20 protein-coding genes, 1 tRNA gene and 1 pseudogene are annotated in these 24,011 nt (G+C 72.2%); 14 read left to right on the forward strand and 8 right to left on the reverse strand.

Features of this window, described 5'->3' with window-relative positions; translation table 11 throughout:
- The first annotated feature begins 107 nt into the window (after positions 1-107).
- The 4 genes from JIX56_RS28920 to JIX56_RS28935 all read left to right on the forward strand — a co-directional run bounded on the left by JIX56_RS28920 (position 108) and on the right by JIX56_RS28935 (position 5,876).
- Positions 108-1,001, forward strand: coding sequence for an FAD binding domain-containing protein (locus tag JIX56_RS28920; RefSeq protein WP_257544906.1), 894 nt, complete (start codon positions 108-110; stop codon positions 999-1,001).
- Positions 998-2,782 carry a 2Fe-2S iron-sulfur cluster-binding protein gene (locus JIX56_RS28925; protein ID WP_257544908.1) on the forward strand — a complete coding sequence of 595 codons (1,785 nt, stop codon included), beginning with the start codon at positions 998-1,000 and terminating at the stop codon, positions 2,780-2,782. Before JIX56_RS28920 ends, JIX56_RS28925 begins: the two co-directional genes overlap by 4 nt.
- Positions 2,779-5,094 carry a xanthine dehydrogenase family protein molybdopterin-binding subunit gene (locus tag JIX56_RS28930; RefSeq protein WP_257544910.1) on the forward strand — a complete coding sequence of 772 codons (2,316 nt, stop codon included), beginning with the start codon at positions 2,779-2,781 and terminating at the stop codon, positions 5,092-5,094. Before JIX56_RS28925 ends, JIX56_RS28930 begins: the two co-directional genes overlap by 4 nt.
- Positions 5,095-5,252: 158 nt before the next feature.
- Positions 5,253-5,876 carry an SUKH-4 family immunity protein gene (locus tag JIX56_RS28935; protein ID WP_306819885.1) on the forward strand — a complete coding sequence of 208 codons (624 nt, stop codon included), beginning with the start codon at positions 5,253-5,255 and terminating at the stop codon, positions 5,874-5,876.
- Here JIX56_RS28935 and JIX56_RS28940 read toward each other — a convergent pair.
- A tRNA-Cys gene (locus JIX56_RS28940) sits at positions 5,845-5,919 on the reverse strand. The two genes, JIX56_RS28935 and JIX56_RS28940, sit on opposite strands and share 32 nt — an antisense overlap.
- A gap of 200 nt (positions 5,920-6,119) precedes the next feature.
- Between JIX56_RS28940 and JIX56_RS28945 the strand changes: the two genes are divergently transcribed.
- The 5 genes from JIX56_RS28945 to JIX56_RS28965 all read left to right on the forward strand — a co-directional run bounded on the left by JIX56_RS28945 (position 6,120) and on the right by JIX56_RS28965 (position 11,138).
- Entirely contained in the window at positions 6,120-7,592 is a 1,473-nt protein-coding gene (locus JIX56_RS28945) for an MFS transporter (protein WP_257544912.1), read from the forward strand.
- 32 nt (positions 7,593-7,624) lie between these two features.
- Positions 7,625-7,822: a hypothetical protein gene (locus JIX56_RS28950; RefSeq protein ID WP_124441851.1), complete on the forward strand. Its 198-nt coding sequence runs from the start codon at positions 7,625-7,627 to the stop codon at positions 7,820-7,822.
- Positions 7,822-8,190 (forward strand): type II toxin-antitoxin system death-on-curing family toxin, encoded by a 369-nt coding sequence (locus JIX56_RS28955; protein WP_257544913.1) that lies wholly within the window; start codon positions 7,822-7,824, stop codon positions 8,188-8,190. The genes JIX56_RS28950 and JIX56_RS28955 overlap by 1 nt, the downstream gene beginning before the upstream one ends.
- 182 nt (positions 8,191-8,372) lie before the next feature.
- Positions 8,373-10,166 (forward strand): DEAD/DEAH box helicase, encoded by a 1,794-nt coding sequence (locus tag JIX56_RS28960; RefSeq protein ID WP_257544915.1) that lies wholly within the window; start codon positions 8,373-8,375, stop codon positions 10,164-10,166.
- Positions 10,167-10,496: 330 nt separating this feature from the next.
- Entirely contained in the window at positions 10,497-11,138 is a 642-nt protein-coding gene (locus tag JIX56_RS28965; RefSeq protein WP_257544917.1) for an IclR family transcriptional regulator, read from the forward strand.
- 77 nt (positions 11,139-11,215) lie between these two features.
- On the opposite strand, the gene JIX56_RS28970 is transcribed toward JIX56_RS28965, so the two are convergent.
- The gene (locus tag JIX56_RS28970) at positions 11,216-12,037 is read right to left on the reverse strand and encodes an alpha/beta fold hydrolase (RefSeq protein ID WP_257544918.1); all 822 of its coding nucleotides are present in this window, start codon (positions 12,035-12,037) and stop codon (positions 11,216-11,218) included.
- An 83-nt stretch (positions 12,038-12,120) separates the two neighbouring features.
- On the opposite strand from JIX56_RS28970, the gene JIX56_RS28975 reads away from it, so the two are divergent.
- Positions 12,121-12,597 carry a MarR family winged helix-turn-helix transcriptional regulator gene (locus tag JIX56_RS28975; protein ID WP_257544919.1) on the forward strand — a complete coding sequence of 159 codons (477 nt, stop codon included), beginning with the start codon at positions 12,121-12,123 and terminating at the stop codon, positions 12,595-12,597.
- Between the two features lie 144 nt (positions 12,598-12,741).
- Complete coding sequence (locus JIX56_RS28980; protein WP_257544920.1) at positions 12,742-13,509, forward strand: S16 family serine protease; 768 nt, start codon at positions 12,742-12,744, stop codon at positions 13,507-13,509.
- Positions 13,510-13,562: 53 nt separating this feature from the next.
- Here JIX56_RS28980 and JIX56_RS28985 read toward each other — a convergent pair.
- The 4 genes and pseudogenes from JIX56_RS28985 to JIX56_RS29000 form a co-directional block, all read right to left on the reverse strand.
- Positions 13,563-14,297: pseudogene (locus JIX56_RS28985) on the reverse strand (ABC transporter permease); the annotation flags it as partial.
- A gap of 446 nt (positions 14,298-14,743) precedes the next feature.
- Positions 14,744-16,003, reverse strand: coding sequence for a betaine/proline/choline family ABC transporter ATP-binding protein (locus tag JIX56_RS28990; RefSeq protein WP_257551179.1), 1,260 nt, complete (start codon positions 16,001-16,003; stop codon positions 14,744-14,746).
- 16 nt (positions 16,004-16,019) lie between these two features.
- Positions 16,020-16,670: an ABC transporter permease gene (locus JIX56_RS28995; RefSeq protein WP_257544921.1), complete on the reverse strand. Its 651-nt coding sequence runs from the start codon at positions 16,668-16,670 to the stop codon at positions 16,020-16,022.
- A gap of 22 nt (positions 16,671-16,692) precedes the next feature.
- Entirely contained in the window at positions 16,693-17,181 is a 489-nt protein-coding gene (locus JIX56_RS29000) for an Lrp/AsnC family transcriptional regulator (RefSeq protein ID WP_257544922.1), read from the reverse strand.
- 123 nt (positions 17,182-17,304) lie between these two features.
- Here JIX56_RS29000 and hppD point away from each other — a divergent pair, with 123 nt between their 5' ends.
- Positions 17,305-18,450: a 4-hydroxyphenylpyruvate dioxygenase gene (hppD, locus tag JIX56_RS29005; RefSeq protein WP_257544923.1), complete on the forward strand. Its 1,146-nt coding sequence runs from the start codon at positions 17,305-17,307 to the stop codon at positions 18,448-18,450.
- A gap of 171 nt (positions 18,451-18,621) precedes the next feature.
- Here the strand turns inward: hppD and JIX56_RS29010 are convergent, their stop codons facing one another.
- Positions 18,622-20,040, reverse strand: a complete 1,419-nt coding sequence (locus JIX56_RS29010; RefSeq protein WP_257544924.1) for a tetratricopeptide repeat protein — start codon at positions 20,038-20,040, stop codon at positions 18,622-18,624.
- Between the two features lie 92 nt (positions 20,041-20,132).
- On the opposite strand from JIX56_RS29010, the gene JIX56_RS29015 reads away from it, so the two are divergent.
- Positions 20,133-21,539, forward strand: a complete 1,407-nt coding sequence (locus JIX56_RS29015; protein WP_257544925.1) for an FAD-binding oxidoreductase — start codon at positions 20,133-20,135, stop codon at positions 21,537-21,539.
- A gap of 55 nt (positions 21,540-21,594) precedes the next feature.
- On the opposite strand, the gene JIX56_RS29020 is transcribed toward JIX56_RS29015, so the two are convergent.
- Complete coding sequence (locus tag JIX56_RS29020; protein ID WP_257544926.1) at positions 21,595-22,008, reverse strand: SsgA family sporulation/cell division regulator; 414 nt, start codon at positions 22,006-22,008, stop codon at positions 21,595-21,597.
- Positions 22,009-22,297: 289 nt separating this feature from the next.
- Here JIX56_RS29020 and JIX56_RS29025 point away from each other — a divergent pair, with 289 nt between their 5' ends.
- Positions 22,298-23,983 carry an RDD family protein gene (locus JIX56_RS29025; RefSeq protein ID WP_257544927.1) on the forward strand — a complete coding sequence of 562 codons (1,686 nt, stop codon included), beginning with the start codon at positions 22,298-22,300 and terminating at the stop codon, positions 23,981-23,983.
- The last annotated feature ends 28 nt before the right edge of the window (positions 23,984-24,011 follow it).

Genomic DNA, 24,011 nt, shown 5'->3' on the forward strand with positions numbered 1-24,011 from the left:
GTTCGGGCCTCGCGAGAATGTGCCAGAGTTGCCACGTCCGCCCTGTCAGCACGTACGGTACGGCAACACAGGCGGACCAGGTGGGGCAGCGGGAAGGGGCAGCCGGTTTGACCACGCACGCACCGCAGGCGGCGCAGGCCGTGACCCTGCCCGGCTCGCTGGACGAGGCCGTGGCGGCCCTCGCCGCCATGCCCTGGGCGGTTCCGGTGGCGGGCGGCACGGACCTCATGGCCGCGGTCAACTCCGGGCAGCTCAGGCCCGCCGCGCTGGTGGGCCTCGGCAAGATCAGCGAGATCCGCGGCTGGCAGTACCAGGACGGACACGCCCTGCTCGGTGCCGGACTGACGCACGCACGCATGGGGCGCCCGGACTTCGCGGCGCTCATTCCGGCGCTCGCCGCGGCCGCGCGTGCCGCCGGACCACCACAGATCCGCAACGCGGGCACTCTCGGCGGCAACATCGCGACGGCCGCCCCCACGGGGGACGCGCTGCCGGTGCTGGCCGCCCTGGAGGCCACGCTGATCATCGCGGGCCCGGGCGGGGCCCGCCGTGAGATGCCCGTCTCCCACCTGCTGGCCGGCATGGAGATGCTGCGCCCCGGTGAACTCATCGGGTTCGTGCGCGTGCCGCTGCTGCACGCGCCCCAGGTCTTCCTGAAGGCCACCGGCCGCACCGGCCCCGGCCGCGCGATCGCCTCCGTCGCCCTCGTCCTCGACCCCGCCCGGCGCGGGGTGCGGTGCGCCGTCGGTGCCATAGCGCCGATGCCGCTGCGCCCGCTGGACGCCGAGGCGTGGGTCGGGCAGCTGATCGACTGGGACGGCGAGCGCACCCTCGTCCCCGAGGCGCTGCAGGCCTTCGGCGAGTACGTCGCCGCCGCCTGCATCCCCGACCCGGCCCCCGAGGTCGACGGCTCCGTACCACCGCTTCCGCCCGCCGTACTGCACCTGCGGCGCACCGTCGCCGCGCTGGCCCGACGAGCACTGGGGAGGGCGCTGTCGTGACCGACGACCAGCACGGAGAGGGCACCCCGCAGCAGGGGGGCCAGGGCGGCTGGGAGCGGCTGCCGCAGGGCGACTACGACGACGGCGCCACCACGTTCGTACAGCTCCCCGAGGGGGGCATCGACGCGCTCCTCGCCGCTGACAGCCCGCTCGCCGCGCCCGGCCACGGCTATGTGCCGCCGCAGATAGCTACGAACTCCATCAACACGGCGGACACCGCCGGAACCGACCCGTCCGCCCCGGGCGCCTGGGCGATGCCGGCCGAGGGTGCCCAGTGGCACGACCCGAACGCCGGGCAGCCGCAGCCCCCGGCGCAGGACGCGTTCACGTACAACCCCGGCTCGACCGGGCAGTGGACGTTCGAGGAGCCGGCCGCGCAGGAAGGCGCCGCTCCCGGTCACGATGTGACCGGCGAGTGGTCGATTCCGGTCGCCGGGGGCGATCTTCCGGACGAATCCGGTGAGTTCAGCACCTCGGCCCTCGTCGAGCAGTGGGGCGGCACCCCGCCCGCCACGCTCCCCGGCGGCGCCCCCGCGCCCTGGGCGACCGAGGAGATCGGCACGGCCTGGACCGCGCCGCCGCCGGACCGGGCCGAGGAGCACGGGACTGACGACCGTACGCCCGGGGAGGACGCGACCGGCGTGACCGCGGAGGCCCCTGGGGAGCCCTCCGCGGCTCCTGGGGCCGCGTACGCAGACCCGGCCCCCGAGACCGCCGGGGAGGCCCCTGAGGCCGCCCAGGAGCCCGCTGAGCCGTCCGGGCCGGTCGGTGAACCCGACGCCGAGCTCTCGGGCCCTCAGGAGCCGGAGACGGCCACTGAGGCGGCCGAGGCCGCCGGGACCGACGCCGAAGGCGACCCGGCCCTCGCCGACGAGCCCGCCCCGCCCCCGCACGACGACCACCCCCTCGCCTCGTACGTCCTACGCGTCAACGGCACCGACCGGCCCGTCAGCGACGCCTGGATCGGCGAGTCGCTGCTCTATGTGCTGCGCGAGCGGCTCGGCCTCGCGGGCGCCAAGGACGGCTGCTCGCAGGGCGAGTGCGGCGCCTGCAACGTCCAGGTCGACGGCCGGCTCGTGGCGTCCTGCCTGGTCCCCGGCGTCACCGCCGCCGGCAGCGAGGTGCGCACCGTCGAGGGCCTCGCCGCCGACGGACAGCCCTCGGACGTGCAGCGGGCCCTCGCCAAGTGCGGTGCCGTGCAGTGCGGTTTCTGCGTCCCCGGCATGGCGATGACCGTCCACGACCTCCTCGAGGGCAACCCCGCGCCCACCGACCTGGAGACCCGCCAGGCGCTCTGCGGCAACCTCTGCCGCTGCTCCGGCTACCGGGGCGTCCTGGCGGCCGTCCGCGAGGTCGTCGCCGAACGCGAGGCGCACACCGCCGCCGAGAACGAGGCAGGCGCCGACCCCGACGAGGCACGCATCCCGCACCAGGCGGGCCCCGGCGCGGGCGGCGTCAACCCGGCGGCGTACGACTCCCAGGGAGCACCCCCACCGGAACCGCACGACCCCGACCGGTCGTACGGCGGCCAGGGCCTGTCGTTCACGGACCAGGACGACACGTACGGCGGTCAGGACCGGTCCTTCGGCGGTCAGGGCGGCGACACCTATGGCGGACAGGGCCAGTCCTTCGGTGGTCAGGGCGACACCTATGGCGGTCAAGGTCAGTCCTTCGGTGGTCAGGGCGACACCTATGGCGGCCAGGGGCAGTCCTTCGGCGGCCAGGACGACTCGTACGGCGGTCAGGGCCGGTCGTTCGGCCAGGACGGAGGCCAGGCGTGAGCAACGAAACCGTCATCGCGGCGCCCGCGGGCCCCGGGGAGGCCGCGCCCGCCCCCGAGCAACCGCCGCACGGCCTCGGCGTGTCCCTGCCGTCCGCCGACGCCCGCGCCAAGTCGGAGGGCACCTTCCCGTACGCGGCCGACCTGTGGGCCGAGGGCCTGCTGTGGGCCGCCGTGCTGCGCTCGCCGCACCCGCACGCGCGCATCGTGTCCATCGACACGTCCCACGCGCGCGAGATGCCCGGCGTACGGGCCGTCGTCACCCATGAGGACGTCCCGGGCACCGCCCTGCACGGCCGCGGCAAGGCCGACCGCCCCCTGTTCGCCTCCGAGGTCGTACGCCACCACGGCGAGCCCATCGCGGCCGTCGCCGCCGACCACCCGGACACCGCGCGGATGGCCGCCGCCGCCGTCATCGTCGAGTACGAGGTGCTCGACCCGGTGATCGACCCGGAGCAGGCCTTCGAGGCCGAGCCCCTGCATCCCGACGGCAACCTGATCCGGCACATCCCGCTGCGCCACGGCGACCCGAACGCGGCCGGCGAGATCGTCGTCGAGGGCCAGTACCGCATCGGCCGCGCGGACCCGGCCCCCATCGGAGCCGAGGCCGGTCTCGCCGTGCCCCGCCCCGACGGCGGTGTCGAGCTGTACGTGGCCTCCACGGACCCGCACACCGACCGCGACGCGGCCGCCGCCTGCTACGGCCTGGCCCCCGACCGCGTCAAGATCGTCGTCACCGGCGTCCCCGGCGCCACCGCCGACCGCGAGGACCAGGGCTTCCAGCTCCCGCTCGGCCTGCTCGCCCTGAAGACCGGCTGCCCGGTCAAGCTGACGGCCACCCGCGAGGAGTCCTTCCTGGGCCACGCGCACCGGCATCCCACGCTGTTGCGGTACCGCCACCACGCGGACGCCGAGGGCAGGCTCGTCAAGGTCGAGGCGCAGATCCTGCTCGACGCGGGCGCGTACGCCGACACCTCGTCGGAGGCGCTGGCCGCCGCCGTCTCGTTCGCCTGCGGGCCGTACGTCGTCCCGAACGCCTTCATCGAGGGCTGGGCCGTACGCACCAACAACCCGCCTTCCGGCCATGTGCGCGGCGAGGGCGCCATGCAGGTCTGCGCCGCGTACGAGGCCCAGATGGACAAGCTCGCGAAGAAGCTGGGCCTCGACCCGGCGGAACTGCGCATGCGCAATGTGATGTCCACGGGCGACGTGCTGCCGACGGGCCAGTCGGTGACCTGCCCGGCCCCGGTCGCCGAACTCCTCCAGGCCGTCCAGGAGTTCCCGCTCCCGGCGCTGCCCAAGGACACCCCCGAGGAGGAGTGGCTGCTGCCCGGCGGCCCCGAGGGCGCGGGCGAGCCGGGTGCCGTCCGCCGGGGCGTCGGCTACGGCCTCGGCATGGTCCACATGCTCGGCGCCGAGGGCGCGGACGAGGTCTCCACGGCCACCGTGAAGGTCCACGACGGCATCGCGACCGTCCTGTGCGCGGCCGTCGACACCGGCCAGGGTTTCGCCACCCTCGCCCGGCAGATCGTCCAGGAGACCCTGGGCATCGACGAGGTCCACATCGCCCAGGTCGACACCGACCAGCCCCCGGCGGGCCCGGGCTGCCGAGGCCGCCACACCTGGGTCTCGGGCGGCGCGGTGGAGCGCGCGGCGAAAATGGTCCGCACGCAACTGCTCCAACCGCTCGCCCACAAATTCGGCATGTCCACGGAGCTGTTGCAGATCACCGACGGCAAGATCACGTCGTACGACGGTGTCCTGTCGACCACGGTCGCGGAGGCGCTGGACGGCAAGGAACTCTGGGCCACGGCCCAGTGCCGCCCGCACCCCACCGAGCCGCTGGACGGCGCCGGCCAGGGCGACGCGTTCGTCGGCCTCGCCTTCTGCGCGATCCGCGCGGTCGTGGACGTCGACATCGAACTCGGCTCGGTACGGGTCGTGGAGCTGGCCGTCGCCCAGGACGTCGGCCGGATCCTCAACCCCGCCCAGCTCAACGCCCGCATCGAGGCCGGTCTCACCCAGGGCGTGGGCGTGGCCCTCACGGAGAACCTCCGCACGCCCCGCGGTCTGATCCGCCACCCCGACCTCACCGGCTACGCCCTGCCCACCGCCCTCGACACCCCCGACATCCAGATCGTCAAACTGGTCGAGGAACGGGACGTCGTGGCCCCCTTCGGCGCCAAGGCGGCCAGCGCGGTGCCGGTGGTCACGTCTCCGGCGGCCATCGCGGCGGCGGTACGGGCGGCCACGGGACGCCCCGTGAACCGCCTGCCGATCCGCCCGCAGGCGGCGGTGGTGACGGGCGCGTAGGCGTCCCGACGTAGCCTCTGAGGTGCGTGTTTGCACGTACGTCGGGCGTTGTCAGTGGTGCGGCGTATGGTTCTTGGCAGTGGGGCGGACGACCGCTGAGCGGTAGGACGTGACCTCACTGGGGGAAGCACGATGCGCACCATGTGCTGGGGGGAGCCATGAGCACAATGACGATGGGGACAATGGGCCTGACGGACCTGAACGACCTGGACCGACCGAACGACCTGGCGGTACTGACCGGAGGACCGGTCACCCGGTCGGGGCTGGCGCTCGACCTGCCCGCCCGCCTGCTGGACGAGGAGTTCGGCCGGAGCAAGGTGTGGCGCTTCGAGGACTTCGACTTCCCGGCCACGCTCACCCACGAGCCGACCCGGCGCTTCCTGCGGGACATGGGCCTGCCCGAGGAGCACGGGTTCTTCCGACTCGACACGGACATCCCGCTGCCGACCCTCGCCGAGTACCACGCGAACGAGCGCCCCGGCGGGTTCACCCCCGACCGACTCCCTGCCTCAGCCGCCCACTTGATACGTCTCGGTCACTTCGTCGAGGGCAGCAGCCTCGTCGTCGACGGCACCACCGGCGCGATCCACAACTGGAGCGAGTCCGAGTCGACCCTGTGTCCCCTGGACGCCGACATCTCCACCCTCGCCTTCAAGCTGTGGCTGCTGCATCGCGAGAAGCGCGAGGGGACGGCCACGGGCTGCTGGGTGGAGACGCTGCGGAACGAGGCTTGCGCGGGCGCTGAGGCCCTGGAGACCGTGGCGGGAATCGAACCCGCGTAAGTCGCTTTGCAGGCGACTCCCTGAACCACTCGGGCACACGGTCGTGTGGGGAGCGAGGTGTCCGCTCCGAACTCGATAGGGAGACCGTAGGCGGGGCTCGGGCGGTGGCTCAAGGGGCGCGGGGGCGCTGCAACGGGACTGCCATACGCCGTTCATGAATGGCGGGGTGTAGGGCCAAGGTCGTAGGAGGTGGGGGACTTCCGACAGGGGTGAATATGGGTGGTGCCCCTTACGCTGGCGGGCATGGCCGCCTTGGAACCGCGTGACACGGATGTCGCGCAGACGAAGCCTGACCTGCCTGTTGTCGCCGAGGGTGCACAGGGGGTGCTGGGGCGGTCCTACCGGGCGCTCAGTGTGGGGATCGTCTCCGTCGTGCTGTTGATCGCGTTCGAGGCCACGGCGGTCGCGACGGCGATGCCGGTGGCGGCGCGGGAGTTGGACGGGATCTCGGCGTACGGGTTCGCGTTCTCGGCGTACTTCACGACCAGTCTGTTCGGAATGGTGCTGGCGGGGCAGTGGTCGGACCGGCGGGGGCCGTTGGGGGCGGGGATCGGTGCCTTCGCGGCGGGGCTGGTGATGTCGGGGACGGCCGGGGTGATGTGGTTGTTCGTCCTCGGGCGGGCCGTGCAGGGGCTCGGTGGCGGGCTGGTGATCGTCGCGCTGTATGTGGTGGTGGGGCGGGCGTATCCGGGGCGGTTGCAGCCGGCGATCATGGCGGCGTTCGCGGCGTGCTGGATCCTCCCCACCGTGGTCGGCCCGCTCGCCGCGGGTGCCGTGACCGAACACCTGGGCTGGCGCTGGGTGTTCGTGGGGATCCCGGTGCTGGTCGTGCTCCCGCTGGTGCTGGCGCTGCCGCAGATCCGGCGCCGGGCGTCGGGCCCGGCGGAGGTTCCCTCACAGGACCCGGCGGCGGCATCGGCCGCCTCCTTCGACCGGCGCCGCATCCGGCTCGCCCTCGGTATCTCGCTCGGGGCCGGGCTGCTGCAGTACGCGGCCCAGGATCTGCGGTGGCTGTCGATCGTCCCGGCGGTGGCGGGAGTGGGGCTGCTGGTGCCGGCGGTGCTGGGGCTGTTGCCGCCGGGTACGTACCGGGCGGTGCGGGGGCTGCCGTCCGTGGTGTTGTTGCGCGGTTTGGCGGCGGGGTCCTTCATCGCCGCCGAGTCGTTCGTGCCGTTGATGCTGGTCACCCAGCGGGGGCTGTCGCCGACGCTCGCCGGGTTCTCCCTCGCGGCCAGCGGTGGGACCTGGGCGCTGGGCTCGTGGGTGCAGTCGCGGCCGAGGGTGGAGCCGTACCGGGAGCGGCTGATGACGCTCGGGATGGTGCTGGTCGCCGCCGCGATCGCCGCGGCGCCGGGTGTGCTGATCGAGGGTGTCCCGGTGTGGACCGTGGCGGTGGCCTGGGCCGTCGGCTGCTTCGGGATGGGCCTCGTCATCTCCTCCACCAGCGTGCTCCTGCTCAAGCTCTCCGCACCCGACCAGGCCGGCGCCAACTCCGCCGCCCTCCAGATCTCCGACGGCCTCTCCAACGCGCTCCTGCTCGCCGCGGGCGGCGCCGCCTTCGCGGCCCTGGGCGGCGGCGCGGTCGCGCACACGACCACGACGGCCTCCGGTGCCGGGTCGCATCCGGCCGCCTTCGTCGCGGTGTTCCTGCCGATGGTGGCGGTGGCGTTGGTGGGGGCCTGGGTGACTACGCGGGTGCGGGGCGAATCGCGGTGACACCATGTGGTACCGCGTAGTACCGTTGCTGCATGGCTGGACTGAACCTGCGGTTTACGGATGAAGAGCTCGATGCCCTGCGCGAGCGCGCGGCGGCGGAGGGGCGCAGCATGCAGGCCTTCGCGCACGACGCGGTGATCGCGGCCATAAACGAGCACTCAAGACTGTTCAACGAGGCGGCCGAGCATGTGCTGAAGGCCAGCGCCGAGTTGAACCGGAGGCTCGCCTGATGCACTACCTCACGATGCCCGAGCTGCTGAATCTCGCACAGCGGCTCGGGGCGGACGAGGTGCGCGACTACGGGCTCCTGGACTCGGCCCTAGCGCGTCCCCAGTCGAGCGTGTTCGGGCAGGACGCGTACCCGGACGTGTGGCAGAAGGCCGCGGCGTTGATGGAGTCGCTGGCTCGCAACCATGCCCTTGTCGACGGGAACAAGCGCATCGCCTGGTATGCGACCTGGGTGTACCTGCACATGAACGGGCACCCCCTGGACGTCGACTTCGACGTGGACGAGGCCGAGCACTTCGTGCTGGATGTCTGCCAGGGCGCACTGGACGTACCCAAGATCGCTGCTCAACTGCCGCGCTTCGCGCGCTGACATCGCCGGCTGCCCAGTGTGAGGTGAGTCCCACCTGTGGGCCGCCCGGCGCAGTTCGCGCGTTGACGGAACCGGGGCGCCGGTAGGGTGGCCCGGTTGTCATACGTAGCCAGGGTGTCCGAGTCGCTGCGCGAGTCGCCCGGGGCTACCCGCCGAGCCGCCCGACCACCAGACCGGAGACCGTGACTACCACCGCCGCCTCCTCGAACCATCACCTCTCGCCCGCCTTTCCCGGGCGTGCCCCCTGGGGTACGGCCAGCAAGCTGCGTGCCTGGCAGCAGGGGGCGATGGAGAAGTACATCCAGGAGCAGCCGCGGGACTTCCTCGCGGTCGCGACTCCGGGCGCCGGGAAGACGACCTTCGCGCTGACGCTCGCGTCCTGGCTGCTGCACCATCACGTCGTGCAGCAGGTGACGGTCGTGGCGCCCACCGAGCATCTGAAGAAGCAGTGGGCGGAGGCCGCGGCGCGGATAGGGATCAGGCTGGACCCGGAGTACAGCGCGGGGCCGCTCAGCAAGGAGTACGACGGCGTCGCGGTCACCTACGCGGGCGTCGGCGTACGGCCCATGCTGCACCGCAACCGCAGCGAGCAGCGCAAGACCCTCGTCATCCTCGACGAGATCCACCACGCCGGTGACAGCAAGTCCTGGGGCGAGGCGTGCCTGGAGGCCTTCGAGCCCGCCACCCGACGGCTCGCCCTCACCGGTACGCCCTTCCGGTCCGACACCAACCCCATCCCCTTCGTGACGTACGAGGAGGGCGCGGACGGGATCCGGCGGTCGTCCGCCGACTACACCTACGGCTACGGCAACGCGCTCGCCGACAATGTCGTGCGGCCCGTCATCTTCCTCTCCTACAGCGGCAACATGCGCTGGCGGACCAAGGCGGGCGACGAGATCGAGGCGCGGCTCGGCGAGCCCATGACCAAGGACGCGGTCAGCCAGGCCTGGCGTACGGCGCTCGATCCGCGCGGCGAGTGGATGCCGAGTGTGCTGCGCGCCGCCGACCAGCGGCTCACCGAGGTCAGGAAGGCCATCCCGGACGCCGGCGCCCTCGTCATCGCCACCGACCAGGACTCCGCGCGCGCCTACGCCAAGCTGATCCGGGAGATCACGGGGACGAGCGCGACGGTCGTTCTGTCGGACGACTCGGGCGCGTCGGACCGTATCGACGAGTTCAGCCACAGCACCGACCGGTGGATGGTGGCCGTCCGGATGGTGTCCGAAGGCGTCGACGTCCCCCGGCTGGCCGTCGGCGTGTACGCCACCACGATCTCCACCCCGCTCTTCTTCGCCCAGGCCGTCGGGCGATTCGTACGGTCCCGGCGGCGCGGCGAGACCGCGTCCGTGTTCCTGCCGACCGTGCCCGACCTGCTCACCTTCGCCAACGAGATGGAGGTGGAACGGGACCACGCCCTCGACAAGCCGAAGAAGGAGGGCGAGGAGGACCCGTACGCCGAGGAGGAGAAGCTCCTGGCGGAGGCGGAGAGGGAGCAGGACGAGGACACCGGCGAGCAGGACATGCTGCCGTTCGAGGCGCTCGAGTCCGACGCGGTGTTCGACCGGGTCATGTACAACGGCGCCGAGTTCGGCATGCAGGCCCACCCGGGAAGCGAGGAGGAGCAGGACTACCTCGGGATTCCCGGGCTGCTGGAGCCCGACCAGGTGCAGTTGCTGCTCCAGAAGCGGCAGGCGCGGCAGATCGCGCACAGTCGCAAGAAGCCGGACGCCGAGGCCGACCTCGTCGAGCTGCCGGCCGACCGGCGGCCCGTCGTCACCCACAAGGAGCTGCTCGAGCTGCGTAAACAGCTCAACGGCATGGTCGGCGCGTACTCCCATCAGAGCGGCAAGCCGCACGGTGTCATCCACACCGAGGTACGGCGCGTGTGCGGTGGACCGCCGAGTGCCGAGGCCACGGCGGGGCAGCTGCGGCAGCGGATCGCCAAGGTGCAGGAGTGGGCGACCCGGATGAAGTGACGCGCTCGTGCGTCCGCGTATGCGCCGGGCGTGAGGGCCGCGCACGCAGGGCGAGATGCGCCCGTACATTTCGCGACAAAGGCAAGTAGTCCATACCGGACACTGCCCGGATTCTGGACGGAGTCTTCCGCTCAGCGAACCCGCTCGTCTACTGTCCCGCTACGCACACGCCCCGTGGCAGCGCCGCCGCGGAGCGCAGCCGTGAAGCGACTCCGCCCGGATCAACCGGGTTCAGCCGATCGGCGGCCTCTGTAGCGCGTCGCCGAACGGGACCGGTGGCGCATTAGCCGTGACAGAGGTCGCCGCCCTCACCACGAAGGAGTGGGCGTCGTGACCGCGGAGACTTCCCAGACTCTCGATCGAGGACTGCGGGTCCTCAAGCTGCTCGCCGACACCGATCACGGGCTGACCGTCACCGAGCTGTCCACCAAGCTCGGGGTCAACCGGACCGTGGTGTACCGCCTGCTCGCCACCCTGGAACAGCACTGCCTCGTACGGCGTGACCTGGGCGGACGTGCCCGGGTTGGCCTGGGGGTGCTGCGGCTGGGGCGGCAGGTGCATCCGTTGGTACGGGAAGCCGCGTTGCCCGCGCTGCGGTCGTTGGCCGAGGACATCGGGGCCACGGCGCATCTGACGCTCGTCGATGGCAGCGAGGCGTTGGCCGTCGCCGTGGTCGAGCCGACGTGGACGGATTACCACGTGGCGTACCGCGCCGGGTTCCGGCACTCCCTGGACCGGGGGGCCGCGGGGCGGGCGATTCTGTCCGGGCGGCAGCAGCCGGGGGACTGGCCGGGGTACGCCCTCACCCACGGGGAGTTGGAGGCGGGGGCCAGCGGGGCCGCGGCGCCGCTGCTCGGGGTGACCGGGGTGGAGGGCAGCGTGGGCGTGGTGATGCTGGCCGACGCGATACCGGAGCGGGTCGGGCCGCGTGTCATGGACGCGGCCCGAGAGGTGGCCGACGCGCTGCGGTGACGCCGGGTACGTACCGCGGGGACGCCGGGTACGTACTGCGGGGACGCCGGGTACGTACTGCGGCGACGCCGGTTGGTCTACGGCAGGGTGCTCAGCCACTCCAGCAAGAGCTTGTTGAAGGTGTCCGGCTGTTCCATGTTGGCGTAGTGGGCCGTGCCCTCGATCGAGGTGGCGCGGCTGTCGCTCGCGACCGTCGCGACCAGGCGTTCGGCCATGGCGATGAGGTCGGAGGCGTCCAGGGTGCCGTTGATGGCGAGGACGGGGGCGGTGATGCCGGCGGCGCGGGCCCAGGTGTCCGTCACCGGGACGTGCCAGTCCGTCTCGCCGACCGTGTGCTTGGCGGCGGTGGCGCGGCTCATCTCCCGTACACGCCGCACGATGTCGGGGTCCACGTCGGCGATCGCGCGGTGCGGGCCGGCGACGACCTCGCCGACGATGTCCAGCCAGCCCTCGATGTCGCCGGACATCAGCGCGCCGTAGTACCGGGCGGTGCTGTCCTTGGTCCAGGGGTCCGTGAACTCGGGCTCGCTGGTCCCGACGCCGCTGACGACGAGGGCCCGTACCAGTTCCGGGTGCTCCAGCGCCGTGTCGACGGCGGTGGCCCCGCCCATCGACATGCCGATCAGGACCGCGGGGCCCGTGTCCAGGTGGCGCAGCAGCGCGGCGAGGTCGTCGGTGAGGCGGAACGGTTTGCTCGCGTTGGCGGAGGAGCCGTGACCGCGCGCGTCCGGGGTGATGACACGGTGGTCGACCGCGAGGGCGGGGACCAGGTCGCGCCACATGCGGTGGTCCGTGAGGCCGCCGTGCAGCAGCACGAGCGGGGGGCCCGAACCGACGTCCCGATAGGCGAGCGGGCCGTCGTCGGACTGGAAGGTGAGTACCTCAGAGGCATCAGTCATGACAACTAAGGTGTCATATTGGGGAGATGGTGACAACCAGGTTGTCATTCTGTCCCGTGGTGAGTGTGCAAGAGAATGGCCCCGTGACAGAGAACGATGAGCCGCTGCCGCCCGATGTCCTCGCCGGGCGGCTGTCCGAGGTGTTCGCCGTGCTCGGGCCCCTCTACCGGCGCACGACCCGCGCGCTGGAGCTGAAGGAGTCGAAGGAGGGCTTCCCCGTCGGCGTACGCGCGGTCCTGGAGCTGCTGCGTATGGGCGGGCGGCCCATGACCGTGCCGCAGATGGGGCGGACGCTGGCGCTGAGCAGGCAGTTCGTGCAGCGGATGGTCAACGAGGCGGCGGGGCGGGACCTCGTCGAGGCCATCCCCAACCCCGCGCACCAGCGGTCCTCCCTGATCCGGCTGACCGACACCGGTCGTACGGCCATCGACACACTGATCGCCCGGGAGAGCGTGCTGTTGGAGCAGGCGAGCGGGGACCTGACGGGGGCCGATGTCGACGCCTGCGTACGGGTGCTCACGCGCATGCTCGCCCTCTTCGAGGACGTGGACGTCAACTGAGGCCCGCCTCCCCCCTCCAGGCCCGCCTTCCCGCACCGGCCCACCGCCGTGGCCCCGCCCCCGGTAGTACCGCCCCCTGGCCGGAATCACCCCTCACGTTAGATTGACCTCGTGCTCTCTCGTCTCGCCAGCCTTTCGCGCCCCGTGGCCGTAGCCGTATGCGCCCTGCCCGTCGTGGGGCTGCTCGCCACGGCGGCGTTCGCGCCGTTGCCGTTCTCCGTGGCGCAGCCGGGGATGACGGCGAACGTGCTGGGCGAGAACAAGGGGGAGCCGGTGATCACGATCACCGGAGCGGAGCCCCGCAGGACCAGCGGTCAGCTGCGGATGACGACGATCGAGGCGACGGGGCCGGACGCCCGGATCGAGCTGGGCGAGGTGCTCGACGGCTGGTTCCGTACGGACCAGGCGGTCATGCCACGCGACGCGGTCTACCCCAGCGGCGACACCACCGAGGAGATCCAGGAGCACAACGAGGCCGAGATGAGGGAGTCCCAGGACACGGCCACCGAGGCGGCGCTCGCCTACCTCGGCGAGGACTCCGGCGACATCAAGGTCACCCTGCGCCTCGCCGACGTCGGCGGCCCCAGCGCGGGCCTGCTCTTCTCCCTCGGCATCATCGACAAGCTCGACGGTGACGGCAGCGGCGGCGACCTCACCGGCGGCCGCGTCATCGCCGGTACGGGGACCATCGACACCGCAGGCAAGGTCGGTGCCGTCGGTGGAGTCGCTCTCAAGACCCAGGCCGCCCACCGTGACGGCGCGACCGTCTTCCTGGTCCCCAAGGCCGAGTGCGCCGATGCGAAGGCCGAACTGCCCGAGGGGCTGCGGCTCATCCCGGTGACGACCCTGAAGGGCGCGGTCAGCTCGCTCGTGGCGCTGGAGACGGGCAAGGGTTCCGTACCCGGCTGCTGATCGACCGTCGTTGACCGAATGCGGTACGAGCGTCAGCAGGGGCGTACGCGGTCTCACGAGTCCGCCTCCGAGCCGCGCGGCCGGAGCAGCAGTTCCGCCAGTGAGGCGAGCCAGTCGACGAGCAGCGCCAGGGCGACCGTCAGGATCGAGCCGAGCACGAGGACCGGCATGCGCTGGTTGGTGATCCCGGTCGTGATCAGTACGCCGAGGCCGCCGCCTCCGCCGAAGGTGGCGAGGGTCGCCGTGCCCACGTTCAGGACGAGGGCCGTCCGGACGCCCGCGAGGATCAGCGGTACGGCCAGGGGGAGTTCGACGCGGGTGAGCACCTCCGTCGGGGACATGCCGATGCCCCGTGCCGCTTCGAGGAGGGTCGGGTCGTTCGCCTTCAGGCCGGCGATCGTGTGGGCGAGGACGGGCAGGACGGCATAGACGATGATGCCGATCAGCGCCGCCGTCCGCCCGATGCCCAGCCAGATCACCAGCAGGGCGAGCAGGCCGATGGCCGGGGTCGCCTGGCCCCTGTCGGCGATGGTCATGGCCACCGGGGTGGCCCTGCGGAACGTTTCCCGCGTCAGCAGGATGCCCAGCGGGATCGCGGTGATCAGCACGAAGAAGGTGGAGATCGCGGTCAGCTGGATGTGCTGCCACAGGGCCTGCCGCACCTGCCCGTTCGACACGGCGTTCGAGGAGATCGCGTCCAGTTCGGCCTGCCGGAACCAGAGCCAGGTGGTGAGGAGGACGACGACCAGGACGGAGGGCAGAAGGGTCAGCTTCCGCCAGGTCACCCGGGGGGTGGCGGGCTCGGTCGGCGGAGGGGTCTCGTCGGCGGCAGGGGCCGTACCTGGCGCGGAGGTGCCGTCCGGCGCGAGGGCGGCGCGAGCGTCGGCAACGGGGTCCTCTTCGGCAGCGGCTCCCTCTTCGGCGGCGGCTCCCTCTTCGGCAGCGGCTGCCTCTTCGGCAGTGGGGCGCCCCCCGGCAGTGGGGCCTGTTCCGGCAGCGGCCCCTGCCTCGGCCGTGCGGTCCTCCTCGGCGGCGGCTCCCTCTTCGGCAGTGGGGCGCCCCCCGGCAGTGGGGCCTGTTCCGGCAGCGGCCCCTGCCTCGGCCGTGCGGTCCTCCTCGGCGGCGGCTCCCTCTTCGGCAGTGGGGCCCGCCCCGGCAGCGGCTCCCGCCCCCGCCGCGCGGCCCGCCCCGGCGGCGTCGGCCGCCTCGGTCGTGGAACCCACCTCGGCCGCGGTCACGTCCGTGCCCCCGAGGGGACCTCTTCGTCGCCCGCCTGCTCGGCGTGCGTCTGCCCGGTGCGGGCCCCCTCCGGTTCGTGCCGGTGTTCCAGGGCGTTCAGCCGGTCGGCCTTCAGGAGCCCGTGGACGGAGCGGAGCAGGGTCTGCATGTCCACGACGCCGGTGTACTCCCCGTGCCGTCCGGTGACGGCGACCCGTCCCGCGTCGCCGGTCAGTACGGCCTCCAGGGCGTCCCGCAGGGTGGCGTCCTCGGCCACGGTGGAGCGCACCGGGGTCCCGGCCCGCGCGAGCGCCCCCTTGGCGCGCATCAGGTCGCCGCGCCGCAGCCACTTCAAGGGCCGTCCGTGCCGGTCGAGGAGCAGGACGTCGCCGGTGCCGTCGGCCCGCAACAGGCTGAGGACCTGTTGCAGCGGGTCATCCACATCGACCGTCGGAAAGTCGGTGACCTGGACGTCCCGTACGCGCGTGAGGTCGAGCCGCTTCAGGGCTGCCCCCGCGCCCACGAAACCGGAGACGAAGTCGTCGGCCGGGCCGGCGAGGATCGCCTCCGGGGTGTCGAACTGCGCGATGTGCGACCGCTCCCGCAGGATCGCGATCCGGTCGCCGAGCTTGATCGCCTCGTCGACGTCATGCGTGACGAACACGATCGTCTTGCGCAGCTCGCGCTGGAGCCGGAGCAGTTCGTCCTGGAGATGGCCGCGCGTGATCGGGTCCACCGCCCCGAACGGCTCGTCCATCAGCAGCACGGGCGGATCGGCGGCCAGCGCCCGCGCCACGCCCACCCGTTGCCGCTGGCCGCCGGAGAGCTGACGCGGATACCGGCCGCGGAACTCACCCGGGTCGAGCCCCACCAGTTCCAGCATCTCCGCCACCCGCGCCCTCACCCGGACCGCGGACCAGCCGACCATCCTCGGCACGAGCGCGATGTTCTGGGCGACGGTCATGTGCGGGAAGAGGCCGGACGACTGGACGGCGTACCCCACCTTGCGTCGCAGCTTGACCGGATCAATGCGGGTGACGTCCTCACCATTGATCCGGACGGAGCCACTGGACGGCTCGATCAACCTGTTGATCATCTTGAGCGTTGTTGACGTGCCGCATCCGGACGGCCCGACGAGCACGACGGTCTCGCCCGCGTTGATCCGCATACTGACGCTGTCGACAGAGGGTTGACGACTGCCTGGATACCGCTTGCTGAGGTTGACCAACTCGATGGTGGCCCCCGTCGTACCGGTCGCACTCGCCGTGCCCGCCATCGCCTTCATGCCGGTGTCAGCCACGGATCCCCCTCGGAATTGTCAGCCGCCCGATCAGCACGTACGCGGCGTCGAACAGCAGCGCCAGCGCGACGATCCCGAGCGTGCCCGCGAGCACCTGGTTGAGGGCGTTCGCGCTGCCCAGGGAGGCGATGCCGCGGAAGATCTCGTTGCCGAGGCCCGGCCCGGAGGCGTACGCGGCGATCGCGGCGATGCCCATCAGCATCCGCGTGGAGACCCGGATCCCGGTGAGGATCGGCGGCCAGGCGAGCGGCAGTTCGACCCGCAGCAGCCGCGGGAGCCGGGACATCCCGATGCCCTTCGCCGCGTCCACCAGCGCCGGGTCGACCCCGCGCAGGCCCACGATCGCGTTCCGGACGACCGGCAGCAGCCCGTACAGCGTCAGCGCGATCACCGTGGGCGCCACGCCCAGGCCCGTCACCGGGATCAGCAGACCGATCATGGCGAGGGAGGGGATGGCCAGGAGGGTGGTGGTGGTGGTGGTCGTGGCGAGCCCGGCGGCCCACTCCCTGCGATACGTCACGACACCGATCAGCACTCCGAGGACCGTGGCCACGACCATGCACGGGAACACCGCGCCGGCGTGCTGGTACAGGTCGAACAGCAGCTTCTCGTGGTAGCTGCCGACGTACTCCCAGAAGCTCACCCGCACACACCCCCAGGGTCGGCTAGGTCGTCGTCTCCCGGTCCCCCTCGATCGCCGCCTGCTCCACCAGCGGGATGATCCGCAGCGGTACAGGGTTCTCCATGACGATCGCCGTGGCGGCCCGGACGATGCCATCAAAACCGACAACCCGGTCGATCACCCGCTGGAGATCGGCGTTCGAACGGGCCACGAGGCGGCACAGCATGTCCCCGCTGCCGGTCGTCGTGTGCAGCTCCAGCACCTCCGGCACGGTCGCCAAGTGCGCCCGTACGTCGGCCCCTTGCCCCTGTCTGATCTGCAGCGTCGCGAACGCCGTGACCGGGTAGCCGAGCGCGGCCGGATCCACCTGGGGCCCGAATCCCCGGATGACTCCATTCGACTGAAGCCGGTCGAGCCGGGCCTGCACCGTGCCCCGCGCGACCCCCAGCCGCCGCGACATCTCCAGCACCCCGATCCGTGGCTCCCGCGCGAGCAGGACGATCAGCCGGCCGTCCAGATGATCGATCGACATGAGACCTCCCGGGATGGTCACCCTGTACAGAAGAAGCTGGAGTATGGGTTCTTCACTGGTCAGATTGTCCAGCGGAAACCGCAAGTGTTGCGCACCTTGCCTCCACGGGAGGAACCTGCGGCCATGACGCAGATCACACACCCCGTCCCCGACACCGCACGGCAGGCAGACCCCTTCCCGGTCAAGGGAATGGACGCTGTCGTCTTCGCCGTGGGCAACGCCAAGCAGGCCGCCCACTACTACTCGACCGCCTTCGGCATGCGCCTCGTCGCCTACGCCGGCCCCGAGACCGGCAGCCGCGAGACGGCGAGCTACGTCCTGGAGAACGGCTCGGCCCGTTTCGTCCTCACCTCGGTCGTCAAACCCGCCACCACCTGGGGCCACTTCCTCGCCGAGCATGTCGCCGAGCACGGCGACGGCGTGATCGACCTCGCCATCGAGGTCCCGGACGCCCGCCGCGCGTACGCCTACGCCATCGAGCACGGTGCCCGCGGCGTCACCGAGCCGTACGAGGTGAAGGACGAGCACGGCACGGTCGTCCTGGCCTCCATCGCCACGTACGGCACGACCCGCCACACCCTCGTCGAGCGCACCGGCTACGACGGCCCGTACCTCCCCGGTTACGTCGCCGCCGACCCCCTCGTCGAACCGCCCGCCCAGCGCACCTTCCAGGCCATCGACCACTGCGTCGGCAACGTCGAGCTCGGGCGCATGAACGAGTGGGTCGAGTTCTACCACCGGGTCATGGGCTTCACGAACATGAAGGAGTTCGTGGGCGACGACATCGCCACCGAGTACAGCGCGCTGATGTCGAAGGTCGTCGCGGACGGGACCCTGAAGGTCAAGTTCCCCATCAACGAGCCCGCCATCGCCAAGAAGAAGTCCCAGATCGACGAGTACCTGGAGTTCTACGGCGGCGCGGGCGTCCAGCACATCGCGCTCAACACGAACGACATCGTGCGGACGGTACGGACGATGCGGGCGGCGGGGGTCCGGTTCCTGGACACCCCGGACTCCTACTACGACACGCTCGGCGAGTGGGTGGGCGACACCCGGGTCCCGGTCGAGACCCTCCGCGAGCTCAAGATCCTCGCGGACCGGGACGAGGACGGGTATCTGCTGCAGATCTTCACCAAGCCGGTCCAGGACCGGCCGACGGTCTTCTTCGAGATCATCGAGCGGCACGGGTCGATGGGGTTCGGCAAGGGCAACTTCAAGGCGCTGTTCGAGGCGATCGAGAGGGAGCAGGAGAAGCGCGGCAATCTTTGAGGGCGCCGAGTGACTCGGGGCTGACTGTGTTCGGGCGACTGCGGGTGGTTCGTGGTTGCTCGCGCAGTTCCCCGCGCCCCTAAAAGACCAGCCCCTGCTTTTCAGGGGCGCGGGGAACTGCGCGACCAGCCACAACGCACCCGCACCCGCCTACGAACCGCACCCCCCGAGCTAATAGGCCACATACGGGTTGAGGCGACGCGCCTCGGCCAGATGCCGCCGCGCCGAGGCCGCCAGCCCCAGCGCCTGCTCGATCGCTCCCCGGTGGGAGAGGAAATCCGCACTGCGCACCTCCCCACCACGCTCCCTGTCGGTCGCCCGCCGCGCATACCCGAGGGCCTCCTGATCCTCCCCGGCCCGATGCAACGCCCACCCCAACGCGTCCGCCACCCGCAGACTCGGCTGCCGCTCCCACTCCGCGCGCAGCACCCGCACCGCCACCTCCGGATCACCGTGCTCCGACTCGAGCGCGCCGAGGACGAGCGACTCGTTCACCCCGGCCGCGGCGGACCGCCGCACCAGCGCGCGCACCACGCCGTACTGCTCCCGCGCCTCCTTCGCCCGCCCCAGCGACTCGTACAACTCGCCCAACCGCAACGCGACGTGGGCCGACGGCCGCCGGGACAACGCCACCCGGTACGCCCGTACCCCCTCCGCCGTGCGCCCCAGCGCGGCCAGCGCACGCCCCCGGCAGGCATCGGTGTCGGGCTCGCCCCCGGCGGTCAGCCGACCGGCGGCCTCGCAGTACCGCAACGACTCCTCCGGCTCCCCCCGCTCCCAGGCCAGCTCCCCGGCCCGCACCCACCACGCGGCCCCCTCGGCCGACTCACCCGAGACCGCCGCGTCGGCGATCGTCGCGGCCGCGTCCTCCCGTCCCCCCTGGTCCCAGTAGACCTGCGCGGCCCGCGCCCGCGCCGCCGGCCCGGAGTTCACGGCGAGCAGCTTCTCCAGGGTGCCGCGCGCGGCCTTGTACCGGCCGAGCCCGTCGTACGCGTCGATGAGGAGCGCGTACGAGGTCCAGCGGCCCGGTGCCACCCGTGCGGCCTCCTCGCCCCACTGCTCCGCCGTCCGGAAGTCGCGGCGGGCGCTCGCGAGCGCGGTCAGCCCGGCGAGGGCGTCCGCGTTGCCGCGCGGCCGGAGCCGCAGGGAGGTGTGCAGCGCGCGTTCGGCCCTGGGGTAGTCGGCGACGGTGCCGGTCCGCCGGGCCCGCTCGGTGTACGCGACGCCGAGCACCGCCCAGGACGCGTGGTCACGCGGACGCTCCCGCACCCGGGCCTCGCGTTCCCGGATGACCTCGGCCACGTCGGGCAGCGCTGCGGGCACCCCGGCCGTCACGACGGCCCGTGTCCGCACCTCGGGCCCGGCCGCGCCCACCGGCCGCGCCTCCCGGCCCCCACCCCCGTCACCCCCGTCCGGCGGCACCGCCATCAGCACACCCCCGAGCACGAAGCATCCGAGGACCGCACCGATCACTCCCCGCCCCTGCCCCCACCCGGGCACCCTCCGCAGAGTCACTCGCGCGGCCTCGCCCAGCCCGCCCAGCACGCGCCCCAGTCGCCTGGCCGCCCGCTCCTCGTTCTCCACAGACATGCCGCTCACTGTGCGTCAATACGACGACCACATCCCGCACCCCGGAAGGCTCGCGTCGACGGGTTCACACCGATGGCCGTGAGTGCGAACCTGTGATCATGAGCCGTATTCAAGCCCCGAGTGACGAGACGACCGGCAACCTCGTCGACCGTCTGCTGAGCGGCCTGCCGCCGGAGGCGGTCCTCGCCGATCCGGACGTCACGGCCTCGTACGCGAACGACATGGCGAGCTTCTGCGAGGCGGGTGTCCCGGCGGTCGTCGTCCTGCCCCGGACCGTCGAACAGGTGCGGCACGTCATGCGCGTCGCCACGGAACTGCGCGTCCCGGTCGTCCCCCAGGGTGCCCGCACGGGCCTCTCCGGCGGCGCCAACGCCTCCGAGGGCTGCATCGTGCTGTCCCTGACGAAAATGGACCGGATTCTCGAAATCGATCCCGTCGACCGCATCGCCGTCGTCGAACCCGGCGTCATCAACGCGACCCTCTCCCGCGCGGTCAACGAGCACGGCCTCTGCTACCCGCCGGACCCCTCCAGCTGGGAGATGTGCACGATCGGCGGCAACATCGGCACGGCCTCCGGCGGCCTGTGCTGTGTGAAGTACGGGGTGACCGCCGAGTACGTCCTCGGCCTGGACGTCGTGCTCGCCGACGGCCGGCTGATGTCCACCGGCAGGCGGACCGCGAAGGGCGTCGCCGGGTACGACCTCACGCGGCTCTTCGTCGGCTCGGAGGGCTCGCTCGGCATCGTCGTCCGCGCGATCCTCGCCCTCAAGCCGCAGCCGCCGCAACAGCTCGTGCTCGCCGCGGAGTTCGCGTCGGCGGCCGCCGCGTGCGACGCGGTCTGCCGGATCATGGCCGGCGGGCACGTGCCCTCACTGCTCGAACTCATGGACCGTACGACGGTGAAGGCCGTCAACGACCTGGCCCACATGGGACTGCCGGAGACCACCGAGGCGCTGCTGCTCGCCGCCTTCGACACCCCGGACCCGGCCGCCGACCTCGCCGCCGTCGGGGAGTTGTGCGAGGCCGCGGGCGCCACCCAGGTCGTACCGGCGGACGACGCGGCGGAGTCCGAACTGCTGCTCCAGGCGCGGCGGTTGTCGCTCACCGCGCTGGAGGCGGTGAAGGGCACGACGATGATCGACGACGTGTGCGTGCCGCGCTCGAAGCTCGGCGAACTGCTCGACGGCGTCGACCGCATCGCCGAGAAGTACGACCTGACCATCGGGGTCTGCGCACACGCCGGCGACGGCAACACGCACCCCACCGTCTGCTTCGACGCGGCAGACCCCGACGAGTCCCGGCGCGCCCGCGAGTCCTTCGACGAGATCATGGCCCTCGGCCTGGAACTCGGCGGCACGATCACCGGCGAGCACGGCGTGGGCATCCTCAAGAAGGAGTGGCTGGCACGGGAGATCGGCCCGGTGGGCATGGAGATGCAGCGGGCCGTGAAGTCCGTCTTCGACCCGCTGGGCATCCTCAACCCGGGCAAGCTGTTCTGACACCTGCTGTTCTGACATCTGCTGCTCTGACGCCCGCTGTTCTGACGCCCGCGCGTCACTGGGCGAGCAGTTCGGCCAGACCGTCGTCGATGCGCAGCATGTCGAACTCGGACCCCGGCGGGACCACCCGCAGGGTCCGCTCCAGCCAGGCCGACACGGCGGCGGCCGGCGCTTCGAGCAGCGCGTCCCCGTCCGGCGAGCTGAGCGCCATCAGCACGAGGCCGCGGCCCGACACCTTCGTCGGCCACACCCGCACGTCCCCGTGCCCGCACGGCCGGAACACGCCCTCCACGAGCAGCTCCCGCGCGAACGTCCAGCGCACCGGGCGGTCGGAGTTGATGTGGAAGGTGATGTGCACGGCGTACGGGTCGTCGCTGCGGTAGCGCAGCTTGGCCGGCACGGGGACGCTGCGCTCGGGCGACAGGACGAGCTTGAGCTCCAGCTCACGCTCCACGACGGTGTGCCGCATGGTGATCGTTCCTCTCTCGTACGGGGCCCCGTGGGCGGGCCCGTACGAGTGAGAGGGCGGTGGGGCCCGAAGCATTACGCGGGTTCGCGGAACTTTTTTCCGACGAGTTCACGGACGAGTTCGCCGAGCAGATCACCCACCCGATTCCGGCGCCCGACGGCCGTGTCGTCCCGTAGCAGATCCGTGCTCGAAAGGGGTGGGTCCGGCGGCAGCGGTCATGGGACTTGCCGGCGTCTGGTAGATGTGGATGCCCCCTACCAAACCCACGAGCAGATACGGGACGACGGACATGAGCGCCCCAACCCCGGCCCCCGGCGACGACAGGCCCCGCGAAGGGTATTACCCGGACCCGTCCATTCCTGGATATGTCCGGTACTGGAACGGCGCGGCCTGGGTGCCGGGTACGAGCCGTCCGGCGCCCTCCGACGGCGAACCGCTCGCCCCGCCGCCCGGCTCCGGCCCCGGCTCGGCCGGCGCCGTGGAGGAGACGGGCCCGCACTTCTTCGACGAGGACCCCGCGTCCGGCGGCGAACCGGCCCGCCCGGCCTCCGACAGCGCCCTGCACGGCTCCCGCCCCGAGCCCGCCACCGCGTGGGGCGCCGACCGCTCCCGCCAGACCGGCTTCGGCGGCGACAAGGACCGCCGGGTCTCCTGGGGTTCGGCCACGGGCGCCGACCCGCGCGACCCCCGGGTCTCCCTCGCGGCGGACACGGGTGGCGACATCGACTCCGCGGACTCCGGACCTACCGCGAGCACGGACGGTACGGCGACGATCCCGCCGACGGAGACCCAGGACGACCCCGGGGCTCCGCAGGGCACGGTGGTCTTCCGCCGCCCGAACACGTCCGGGAGCCCGCGGGCGGCCGACAGCGCGGAACCGCCGCAGTCGGACGGCACCATGACGTTCCGCCCGTCCTCCTCGCGCGCGGGACAGCCGGACGGGGGCGCCGCCGCGACCCCCGGCGTCTTCGGCGCCCCCCTGACGAGCGCCCAGGCAGCCGCCCAGCAGGCCCTGGGGCTCGCCCCCCAGTCCTCCACGCCCTCGACGGCACCGTCCGGACCGCAGCAGGGCCCGCAGGGTCCGCAGCCGGGTCCGCAGGGTCCGCAGCCGGGCGGCACTGCCCCGGCGGCGGCGGCTGCGGCTGCTGCGGCGGCGGTCGCTCCTGCCGTACCCGCCGCTCCTGCCGCCCCAGCCACTCCGGTCACCCCGACCACCCCGGCCCAGCGGCAACCGGAGCCGCCGCAGCCCTCGTTCGGCGGTGCCTTCCCGCAGCAGGCCACGCCCACCCCGCAGCCCGCGCCGGGAGTGCCCCGGCAGGCCGCCGCCCGGCAGTCGGCGGACACGCCCATGGCCGTCGGTTCCGGTGGCGGGCAGCCCTCCTGGGCGCAGCAGGTGCACCGGCTCGCGGGGGGTGAGGGGGAGCAGCCGGTCGCGCCGTGGAAGCCGGTCGTGGAGGACCCGTTCCAGGCGGTGGTGCGGCGGCAGTCGGAGGCCCGCCCCGCGGGGCTCGGCAGACGGCTGGCCGCCCGGCTCGTGGACAGCCTGGTCGTCGGCGCCGTCACGGCCGGGGCCGCCGTGCCGTTCGGCACGAAGGCGATGGACCACATCAACGAGAAGATCGACGCGGCCAAGCTCTCCGGCGAGAAGGTCACCGTCTGGCTGGTCGACGGCACGACCTCCGTCTATCTGGGCATCATCCTCGGCGTCCTGTTCCTCGTCAGCGCCCTCTACGAGGTGTTGCCCACCGCCAAGTGGGGCCGCACCCTCGGCAAGAAGCTGTTCGGTATCGACGTCCGGGACATCGAGGGCCACGAGCCCCCGTCGTTCGGCCGCTCCCTGCGCCGCTGGCTCGTCCACACCGTCTCCGGGCTGCTCGGCATCGGTGTGATCGGCGTCCTGTGGTGCCTGATCGACAAGCCGTGGCGCCAGTGCTGGCACGACAAGGCGGCGCACACGTTCGTGGCGGGCAAGTAGCGGTACGGGCGTCGCACCTTGCGGGAGC

The sequence above is a fragment of the Streptomyces sp. CA-210063 genome (assembly GCF_024612015.1).
Lineage (GTDB): Bacteria > Actinomycetota > Actinomycetes > Streptomycetales > Streptomycetaceae > Streptomyces.